Source organism: Myxococcales bacterium, from assembly GCA_022563535.1.
Classification (GTDB): domain Bacteria; phylum Myxococcota_A; class UBA9160; order UBA9160; family UBA4427; genus DUBZ01.
Genome location: JADFNE010000101.1, coordinates 1 through 9,672, shown reverse-complemented (window position 1 = coordinate 9,672; position 9,672 = coordinate 1). Strand labels below are relative to the sequence as shown.

Annotated in this window: 6 protein-coding genes and 1 pseudogene; 2 read left to right on the top strand and 5 right to left on the bottom strand. The window is 62.0% G+C overall.

Features of this window, described 5'->3' with window-relative positions:
- The 5 genes and pseudogenes from IH881_18965 to IH881_18945 all read right to left on the bottom strand — a co-directional run.
- The coding region (locus IH881_18965) for a hypothetical protein (protein ID MCH7869782.1) at positions 1-839 on the bottom strand (839 nt) is incomplete at its 3' end.
- 308 nt (positions 840-1,147) lie between these two features.
- On the bottom strand, positions 1,148-3,526 hold the full coding sequence (locus IH881_18960; protein MCH7869781.1) for a protein kinase: 2,379 nt from the start codon (positions 3,524-3,526) through the stop codon (positions 1,148-1,150).
- On the bottom strand, positions 3,523-4,134 hold the full coding sequence (locus tag IH881_18955; GenBank protein ID MCH7869780.1) for an RNA polymerase sigma factor: 612 nt from the start codon (positions 4,132-4,134) through the stop codon (positions 3,523-3,525). The genes IH881_18960 and IH881_18955 overlap by 4 nt, the downstream gene beginning before the upstream one ends.
- The gene (locus IH881_18950; protein ID MCH7869779.1) at positions 4,131-5,561 is read right to left on the bottom strand and encodes a hypothetical protein; all 1,431 of its coding nucleotides are present in this window, start codon (positions 5,559-5,561) and stop codon (positions 4,131-4,133) included. Before IH881_18950 ends, IH881_18955 begins: the two co-directional genes overlap by 4 nt.
- Positions 5,562-7,327: 1,766 nt before the next feature.
- Positions 7,328-7,528: pseudogene (locus IH881_18945) on the bottom strand (transposase).
- A gap of 138 nt (positions 7,529-7,666) precedes the next feature.
- On the opposite strand from IH881_18945, the gene IH881_18940 reads away from it, so the two are divergent.
- Together IH881_18940 and IH881_18935 are read left to right on the top strand one after the other, a co-directional pair.
- A complete protein-coding gene (locus tag IH881_18940) occupies positions 7,667-8,416 on the top strand; it encodes a hypothetical protein (GenBank protein ID MCH7869778.1) in 750 nt (249 codons plus the stop codon).
- A gap of 108 nt (positions 8,417-8,524) precedes the next feature.
- Positions 8,525-9,490 carry an IS5 family transposase gene (locus IH881_18935; GenBank protein ID MCH7869777.1) on the top strand — a complete coding sequence of 322 codons (966 nt, stop codon included), beginning with the start codon at positions 8,525-8,527 and terminating at the stop codon, positions 9,488-9,490.
- Positions 9,491-9,672: the final 182 nt, after the last annotated feature.

Below are 9,672 nucleotides of genomic sequence, written 5' to 3'. Positions count from 1 at the left end.
AGAGCAACCTCCAGCGAGCGCATTCCGTCTTCCGGCGTCCACAAGAATGCGTCTAGATCGCCGTTGTCGATCAGCGAATAGCCCACAACGCGATTGCCGTCGCTCGAGACGTCGTTGGCGTTGCTGTTGGCACGATCGTCGGAGAGGAAGCCGAGCCCGTGCATGCCGTCGGCTTCGGTCCAGCGGAACGCCTCGAAACCGAACTGTCCAACGATCGCGTCGCCGTTGTTCGAGATGCCCCGCGCCAGTCCGGGCCCCTCCCTGTCGGGCAGGCTACCGAGATTCTGCATGCCCGCACCCGGCGTCCAACGGAAGGCTTGGGTCGGTGAGGAGCTGAATCCGACGATGATCAGACCGGCGTCGCCCGCAATCGCATTCGCGCGGCTGCGCGTGCCGCCTGGCAAGAAGCCGATGCCGCCATGGGGCCCGCGCCTCCTCCAAAAAAAGGCTTGCCCCTCGGATTCCCCCACGACAACAGAGCCATCACTCGAAACATCCAAAGCGGTGCCAAACAGCGCGCCTAAGGTCTGCGTGCCTAAGGCGGCCGTCCACCAGAAGGCGAAGCTGTCGGTGAATCCGACGACCGCCGAGCCGTCGGCGTTGGTGCCATGGATTTGCGGCGATCCCGCGATCGGAAGGATTTCCCTCGCCACCCCGGAACGCGAGAGCGTCCAGCGGTAGGCGGTTCCCGCGGCGGCGCCGACGACGACACTGCCGTCGGCCGAAACCCGCGGATCGGCCGACCGCGTGAGGACCTCGTAGAGAACACTCGACGAAACGGGGGCCGCGTAGGCGAAGGCCGACACACAGCAGATCAGAGCCAGCAGGCGTTTCGACATCGGGCCTCCGGGGATTCAATCCCTACGGGTGTCGCTGACACGCCGCAATGTGGTGACTCCCCGACCGATGTCGCCACCCAGGTTGCCCGCCTCAATCCTTTCACAGTTCGACGGATCAACGCTCTTGCTGCGCGACGCTTCCACTCTCTCACAGTTCGACGGATCCAGTCAACCGACGCGCTCGCCCGTGTGATGAGTTCGGTTTACGGCGCATCTAGAAGGGCAACAGCGCTGCGCTTTGTGACCGCTGCTTGGCGTTGGGGCGAGATTTCCCGCGCCGGTCAGGCGCTAGGCGGGCGGGCCGCGATTTAGAAACCTGCCATCGCGATCGGAGCGTCTGCGGGTGCCCTATCCATCGGGGCTGGTTGAGGCTTGGCTGGGAGTGATTGATGGGTGTCTGGGAGCGGTTGATTGGCGGCTCCGCGGATGCGGATCAATCCGTCGACGGGTTCGAGTTCCGCTCGGAACGCTGCCAGTGGCTGGGCTTCGACACGCCTGAGACTCCAGCTAAAGGCATCGCCCGCGATCCGAATGACATGACGGTCTCTGGCAGCGAGGTCGATCTGCCAGCCGTCGGCTCCGCGCTGAAAGAAGTGAGGAGGAGCGAGGGGGTCGCTGATCGCGTAGAGCATCGCAACCTGTTCTCGCTCGATGACCGCGACCGACCCCGCCCGGTGGCTGCGCGCCATCAGATCGAGGTAGACCGGGGTCGGACGCCACTGGGAGAGCAGCGCGCGAGTGTCGGCGCTGAAGATCCCGACGGAGAGGTCGAACCCGCCGTGCTGCAGCCAATCCAGGTAGCGGTCGTAGGTTTCCCGTACACTGGCTCCTGCCGCGTAGGCCAATCGAGCGCTGGGATCGAGCGGTATCGGTAGTGTCGCGAGCGGCTCGTCGATGGTCGCCGATGCACCGGCTCCGCCGGCGCCATAGTGTCCGGCGGCATCCAGATTCAGCGCGGTCGAATAGGTTCCGGCGAGCAATGCGCTCCGCACGCGCAGGCGCACCACGCGGAGGATGAGTCGCAAATCCAGGCTGAGTCGATCCGACTCGACCGGCAACAGGTGCTGGCGAGCCAACGCTCCTGCCATTGCATCGAGTAGATGCGGTTCGAGCGCGTAGCCCATCTCGATCCTCGAGCGGCCGTTTACGACGTCGACCAAGAGAAGCAGTCCGCGCGCGCCAGGACCGAATCCTATTGCATCCAACGATTCGAAGGTGCGGGCTCCGAATTCCGCGAAAGACTCGTCTTCCGCAGGCGTGACGAAGAGGACGCGTGCGTCTATTTTCAGCTCCCGATTCAGTGATTTCAACTGGGCCTCGACTTCCCGGGCCTGCTGTGCGGTTAGATGGCCCTCGGGATCACTGAGCCGCCCGCCATCCGGGAACTTTGTGACGACCGTCCCCGGGTGGGAACGATCCGGTAGAACGCTGCGGAGCAGGCTCCACGGAAGCGCATTGAGCCGGGCCGACAGTCGTGCCGAAGCTTCGTCATAGCGTCGTCGTTCCAAGGCGATGCGGTTGAGCATTCCGGTGACTTCGTCTCGGATGGCCCTGCGTTCCTCAGGGTTTTCAGCCGCCATGGAGTTGGTTAACGCCGTGAAGGTCGAGGTCAGGGCTTGACTCCGTTCGAGCTGCGCCTCCAGCTGCTTGCGACGCTGATCGGTCTCGGCTTCCAGGCGTGCGAGATCTTGATGAGCCCACAGCGCGAGGGATGTGGTGACGGCGGCGACGCAACCCACACCGACGGCCATTCGACGCACACTGTGCCTCCAGCGCGCCGCACTCTCAGTTGCTCCTGCGAGGGTCTCGAGGCGTTTTGCGACGATCGCGGCCGATTCCGGCCGATCGGAGGGATCCTTTGCCAAGAGTTCAGCGACGAGGCTCCGGACGTCGCGATCGAGCCGATCCATCCCATCGGGCGCATCCGAAACGATGCGTCCCAGATGCGCGGACAGGGACGATGCGGGAAATGGCAGCGCGCCGGTTAGGATGTGAATCAGGACTGCGCCAAGGCTAAAGAGATCCGCCCGGAAGTCGACGTTTGCGTGTGTGACCTGCTCCGGAGACAGATAGTGGGGGCTGCCGATGATTCCCTGCTCCGCATCGTGATCGAGTGGATCGGGACGCCACTGGCACAGGCCGAAATCGGTGAGCTTGGCCTCACCGCGCTTGGGGAGCAAGACATTCGAAGGTTTCAGGTCGCGATGGACGAGGCCTTCCCGATGGACGATGGCCAGTCCCCGCGCGATAGCGGCCCCGATCCGCAGGCCCTGATTGCGTGCCATCGGCCCAGCCCGACGCAGACGAAGTTCGAGCGACTCTCCTTCGATGCGTTCCATCAAATAATAGGCCTGCGGTTCGTCCCCAACCCGTGCGATTCCCGCGTCGAGGATGGTCACGAGGTTCGGGTGGAAGAGGTGGCTCGTCGCGCGCATCTCGCGTTCGAACCGCTGGTGAAATTCGCTGTCACCAAGCCCGGCTTCAGCGAGGCGCCGCGTATCGATTACCTTGATCGCCACGGGACGCGAGAGACTCGGATCAAACGCATCGTAGACGACGCCCATTCCGCCACGTCCCAGTTCGCCTCGGATTTCGTAACGCCCGATACGCTCGGGGAGCTCGAAGAGGGCGTTGAGGGCGCCGTCGCGAATTGCCGCGCGTCGTTTCGGATCGAGTCCGGCTTTCATGATCCATTTCCTTGGGGGAGTACTCGCATCAGCAACGAGCGGCGCCAGGAGTCGAGGCGCCCGTGTTCGGGGTTGCAGGCCTCGTCGCCTGCGAGAGCGCGGCCGAGAACTTTGCGGGCCCGCTGGAGCCGTTTGCGGCTGGTGGCTGCGCGAATCCCCAGAATCTGCGAGATCTCGTCGTGCGAGAAGCCGTCCGCGCGGTGGAGCTCGAGAACGATGGCTTGCTCATCGGGGAGTTGCTCGAGGGCCCAGATGCGTCGCTTCTGCTGCTCACCTTGGAGCGCCATCGACTCGGGTCCCGGGCCCGGATCGGCCCGATCCACGAAGGACCGGGGGTCGATTCGATCTCGCCAGCTCTCGAGCAGGGCATGACGGGCGATCCCGTATAGCCAGGAGCGGAGACTTCCCTCACCCCGAAAGGTAGATGCGCTCACGAGCGCGCGCTTGAATGCCTCTTGCAGAACGTCTTCAGCATCGACGGCGTCGATCCGACGGACGACATAACGGAAGATCTCATCCGCGTAGAGGTCGAAGAACTCGGCGGCGGCTTTGGGATCGCGCAGCGCCACCCGCCGCATGAGCTGGAGGTCGGCGCGTCTCGAACTCACGGGTGAGTCTCCATCATGAACGCTTCGATTGCGCGCCACCAGTGCTCCGCGATCGCGCGCACAGCGCGCCACCACGCCTCGATTCGACTCCCGAGAGACGAGGTGTCGCCCACCGGCCTCCCATGCTCGACCGCATCCGCCGCGTCACGGACGAGAAGGGCAAGCGCCGGGCCGGTTTCGGAGGCTGACCCGGTACCCGTGGTGTCGTCGGGCGACATTTGCGGGTTGGGATTCCGAGCGACAGCAACGCTGCGTGCCTGAGCCGTCCAATCGGTCTCTCCTCGCTCAAGGTGGGCTTCCGTCTGCTCGCCGTCGGCGAGCCCAGCCGGCCTGACCTCGGAAGTGATTTCGCCGGTCTGTTGATCCAGTGGGCTTTCGGAGCCGGATGGGGAAATGAGTGGAGTCGGGGATTTCGACGAGGCTGAAGACGTGATCCCAAGCCCAGTCGACGTCGGGTCTTCGATAGCCTGTGGCCGGCGCGCTGCGCCGCTGGATTGACTTCCCTGGGAGAGTGAACCCATGTCCGGTGCGACCGCCTTTCGGGCGGCCTTCGGGTCTATGGCCAGCTCGCGCGAGTAGCGGATGGAGTCTACTTGCTGTGTGCCCGGCTTCTTCGAGACCCAAAACCGATATTCCGAGTACAAAACATATTCCGAGTTAGAGCCGGTTGAAGCCGTTCGGGCGCCACCCGAACAGATTCGAGCAAAACGTTCTGGCGGTGCCGAGTCGAGCCACTCCTCCACCCAACCCGTATCGGCCAGCAGTCTGAGGGCCGGGCCTTCCATCGAGACCTCGCCCGGCCAGGCATTCGCCCAATCGTCATCGCTCAGCGGGACGAACGGTTCTTCGTCCGGCGTCCACGGTGCATTCCAAAGAATGCGTCCCCCTACCGAGTTTCCGTCCGCGAACTCGACTTCGAAGTCCGCATCGAGGGCCACGAGTTCGCCATCTTCACCCCACTCGATCAAATTGATGAAGAATCCCGTTCCATCGGACGCGAAGGCTGTGGGCTCGAGTGGACCACCATCGAGTGTCGCCAGCCTGATCTCCCAGCTTTCCCCAGATGCGAATTCGAGAATCAGGGCAAGCGTGGACGGATCCAGCGAGATCAGATCAAGGCTGAAACCCGTGTCGGCGGACGGGGAGACCACCGGGTCGAGCCGGGGTTCGACCGTGGGGAGCTCGATCTCGCAGTCGACCCCGGATGATGATTCAAGAATCAGGGTCGACTCAGCGGGATTGAGTGGGCAGATGACGTCGCTTTGGTTGGAACTCGCGTCAAACCATTGCTGCTTACGAACCCGCGTGGCTGATAGCTCGATGAGCGAACTGGGTCCCGCGGGTAGCTGTATGTCGAGATCGAGGTAGATCGCGCTGACGGGCTCGTCGTCCGAACTCGGAGCGCACAGCGGTTCCCGCACGGGCAAACCAACCCACTCGCGTGATCCCATGGCTGTTGAGTTGGGCGCTTTTTTGGCCAACGCACCCGTCGTGACGATGCAGAGTGAGAGTGCGCTTGCTAGTGCCAGGCTGCAGGTCCATGAAGACGTACGCCTACCCAGAGCAGGGCGGTCATCCACTTCCAGTTGTCGGTGACACTGCCGGTAACACTGTCGGTCACACTTCTCGCTGAACATTCTGGGCTCCCGCGTGACCCCACCGACGCAACCATTGTAAGGCTAATCATCTGACAGGGGAAGCTAAAATTCACGCCCCGTGGCTCTGGCGGTGTGCGGGGCGATGCGCAGGCCCCTCAGCGTCTCTGCGGCGCAAGAATCTCATCTCGAAGTCAAAAAAGTTGTCACAAATCACACCGCCGGTGCCCTGAATTACTGGGTGGTGTATGCCGTGCATCATCCTGCATGGAACTGTGCTGTATGCCGTTCACAGTCGTACATGGAGGTGTGCTGTGTCAGAAATTGCCGCAGCGTGTGGCCTGCCCCCCTGAATTCGCATCCGGGCCAGCTACTCGCTGTGGGACCGCTGGCCCGGCGCCGAGTTGGAGGACCCCCCTGACACGTACGCTCGTTACCAACGCCATCGCCGCCCTGTTAGCCCTGCCACTCTTCGCGGCCCCCGCTGCGGTGCAAGAATTTCAGCTCGAAGCCAAAAAAGTGGTCACAAATCGCACCGCCTGTGCCCTGACAGTAGTTGGTGACGGGGACGTGATGGATAGCCGAGGAGAGATCGAGATGACGAGATTCGCCATGATGATACCTGTCGCGATACTGTGTTACTTCGGAGCAGTTAGCACAGCCTTTGCGCAAGGCACGCCTCTGGAACGGCGACTTGTGCAACTGAGCGTTCCGGAGGATGGGTTAATAACGGGCGTGTCTGGCCAACCAGGTGGCACGGCCACCATCTTTGGGCCGCAGGATTTGTCTGACGCTGCGGGTGGGTTTTTTCCAGAGAATATGTCCTATAACGTACGTGCTCTCGCTTGTCGGACTGCCTTTTATACCCCTGGTCTATCTCTAAGTGCCGCGGCCAACGAGTCATACGCGATCTACCTAACCATCGGGGCTGGTCTGCCCATGAAGATCCAGACTTTCAATACTGGGTGCGTTTACGGGGGGGTCGCTGGCTTTGCTCTGACCGGTAGCTTTTCGAGTTTTGGATGGTTACAGGGTACTGGTGCGACGGAGGCCTTGCCGGGGCTCTTTACAGAAGACATAACCGTCAAGGTTGTTCTAGAAGGTTTTTTTGGGGACGAAATAGTTTTGAGCGGCACCGGCCCCGCGCCCAATAACTAGTGGTTGCAGACTAAGCCCTGTCGGTGGTGCCCGCCCTCGGCGGCGGGAGCGAGCAATACCCGCCTCGGGTGGGACTTGCGCGCTCCCGTCGTAGCCGCTCCGCTTCTTCGCTGCGAACCTGGCCCTCGAGCAGGGCAAAGATGGCGGCTACTCGCGGGGTCCCATGGGCTGCGCTCTCCAGGAGCAAGAGCGAGGAGAGCCGGCGCTCTGTGAGGTAATGCAGTAGTTAGACCGCCGGAAATCTGACCAGTTCGGTCGATCCAGCTCTATCCGATTACTCACACTGACCTGCCCGCATAAACTGGTCCAGGTTTAAAGTTAGTTTACGCAGCTTCGCGGTTCTTGAGCCTGCCCCCTTGGTTGGTCCAGTCTCGTGCTCTTCTCCTCGGGTTTTGCCCGGACCCCATCTCTGGTCCACCTAGCAGAGCCGCCCCGCAGCCTTACGGGGAAGCCCATTCCATCAGATTGGCCACGTACTGCGCCGGGGGAATGTTCCCGAGCGCCGAATGCGGCCGCTGCTCATTGTAGTCCGTCCTCCAGCTTTCGATCAGACCCCGCGCGTCGTCGAGCGTGGCGAACCAGTTCGCGTTCAGGCATTCATCGCGCAGCTTGCCGTTGAAGCTCTCGATCACGCCGTTCTGTCGTAGGGTCCCTCGTAATTGTCGCGGTTGCGGTCACAGTTTGGTCCGCTGTCGCCCATATGGGGTGAATTTCAGGGCCGACGGCCCCGACATGGGGTGGTTTCCCCCATTCAAGCCTCGCACATGAGGAGCAGCACCGTGTCGAACGCAACGATCCGCCGTTCTGTCGTAGGGTCCCTCGTAATTGTCGCGCTTGCGGTCACAGTTTGGTCCGCTGTCGCCCAGGCTGGGCCGACGCCATCTGCGACGCCCACGGCCACCCCGTCTGCGACACCCATGGCTACGCCGACCGCCTGCGACCCATTCCCAGACGACTCGAATAACGAGCTGGCTCAGTGCTCCCTGGATCTTGGAGGCTGTCGGATCAACTTGATTCAGCGCCAGGACGTCGCCGCTCAATATGCGAGCGAACTCGTGGATGCTCAAGCTGTGGCGGCACAGTGGGGCGCCGATCTCTTTGCGTGCAACGCGGGTCTCGTAACATCCAATGACCAGCTTTCGGAGTGTGCCGTCAACTTCGCCATGTGCTCCGATAGCTTGGCTCAGTTGAAAGTGGATCTGTCGACGACGCGGGATGCTCTCGATCGAACCGAAGGCGAACTTGATCAGGCGCTGACGGATCTGGCGGAAGCTACGGCGGACAGTGACAAGGACGGCGTTCGCGACACGGCTGATACCTGCCTGGGCACGGAGCGTGCGTCCGAGGTAGATGGCGTTGGCTGTTCAGTCAAGCAATTCTGCGCTGCGATCGACGCGAGCACGAGGATGGGTGAAGCCGTTTGCAAAATGAGCGACTGGCAGAATGACGAACCGCTCGGAAACGCTGGGGACTGCGCCATTCAGAAGCAGGGTCGGGGGCAGCCGTCGGTGTGCGTGCCTGTACCGTAGAAGCGATGTGCCATTGGGCGCAGCCGGAGGCGAAGATGACCGGCGTTGGTGCATGAATCGCAGGCTTGAGGTGATCCGGTGTCCAAGTCCTAGCGATGTGCGGGGTGGATGGGCCACGATCTCGGCATGAACTCGCGAGTACATCCCAAATACAAGACAAAGTACCGCGTGAGCAACTGGTCTGATTACGACCTAGCCCTCGTGCAGCGTGGCGACATCACTCTGTGGATCTCAGAGGATGCCATCGCGTCGTGGAATCCAGCGCCGTCCGGTAGACGAGGTGCCCAGAGAAAGTTCTCCGATCACGCGATCGAAACGGCCATGACGCTCCGGCTCATTTTCAGGCTACCGCTTCGTCAAGCGGAGGGCTTCCTACGATCGGTACTGTCTTTGATGGGCGTCGATCTCGAAGCCCCAGATCACACCACCCTCTCTCGTCGTAGTCAGGACCTCAATGTCGATCTGCATCGCGTCGCAGTCAATGAGCCTATTCATCTAATCGTCGACAGTACAGGGCTGTCCATCGTCGGCGAAGGCGAATGGGCGGCAGTGAAGCATCGAGGACGTGGAAAGCGCGCCTGGAAGAAACTCCATGTCGGTGTCGAGCGATCTGGATTGATCGTTGCCGAGGCCCTGACTCACGGGAGTGCTGACGACGCGAAGACTGCCCTTGATCTCGTCGATGGACTTGGACATGGCATTGCAAGCTTCACGGCTGACGCAGCCTATGACACGATCGCGATCTACGATGCTGTTGGAGCACGCGGCGCCAAAGTCGTCGTTCCGCCGATGAAGACAGCGACGAGATCACGGAGAAAAAGGCCACGGCCCTGTGCTCGCGATCGCACAATCATGAGGGTGAGGGAGATCGGTCGCCGCCGGTGGAAGAAGGAGTCGGGGTACCATCGGCAAGCCCGCGTGGAGAACACCGTCTTCAGATACAAGGCGATCATTGGCGACCGGCTCCGTGCTCGTCATCAGAAGTCACGGGAAGCTGAGGCGATCATCGCCTGCAACATCCTAAACCGGATGATTACCCTCGGCAGGCCAGTATCCTGCAAGATAGGCGGCTAGCACAGATCGTGGGAGGAGTGAGCCACTGCGGCGTTCCGATTCATCCACCAACGCCGCAGAACGCCATGCGCGACGAGTATCAGCGCGCCCAGACGGCCTGTCTCGAGGGTCGGGGATATTCGGTCCAATGACGGCCTTCGCGAGGGAGACGAGCATGACCCGCATCAATGAAATCCTGCTTT

Coding starts and splice junctions, on each gene's coding strand:
- IH881_18960 (MCH7869781.1), bottom strand. CDS start 3,526: ATGAAAGCCGGACTCGATCCGAAACGACGCGCGGCAATTCGCGACGGC.
- IH881_18935 (MCH7869777.1), top strand. CDS start 8,525: ATGGGCCACGATCTCGGCATGAACTCGCGAGTACATCCCAAATACAAG.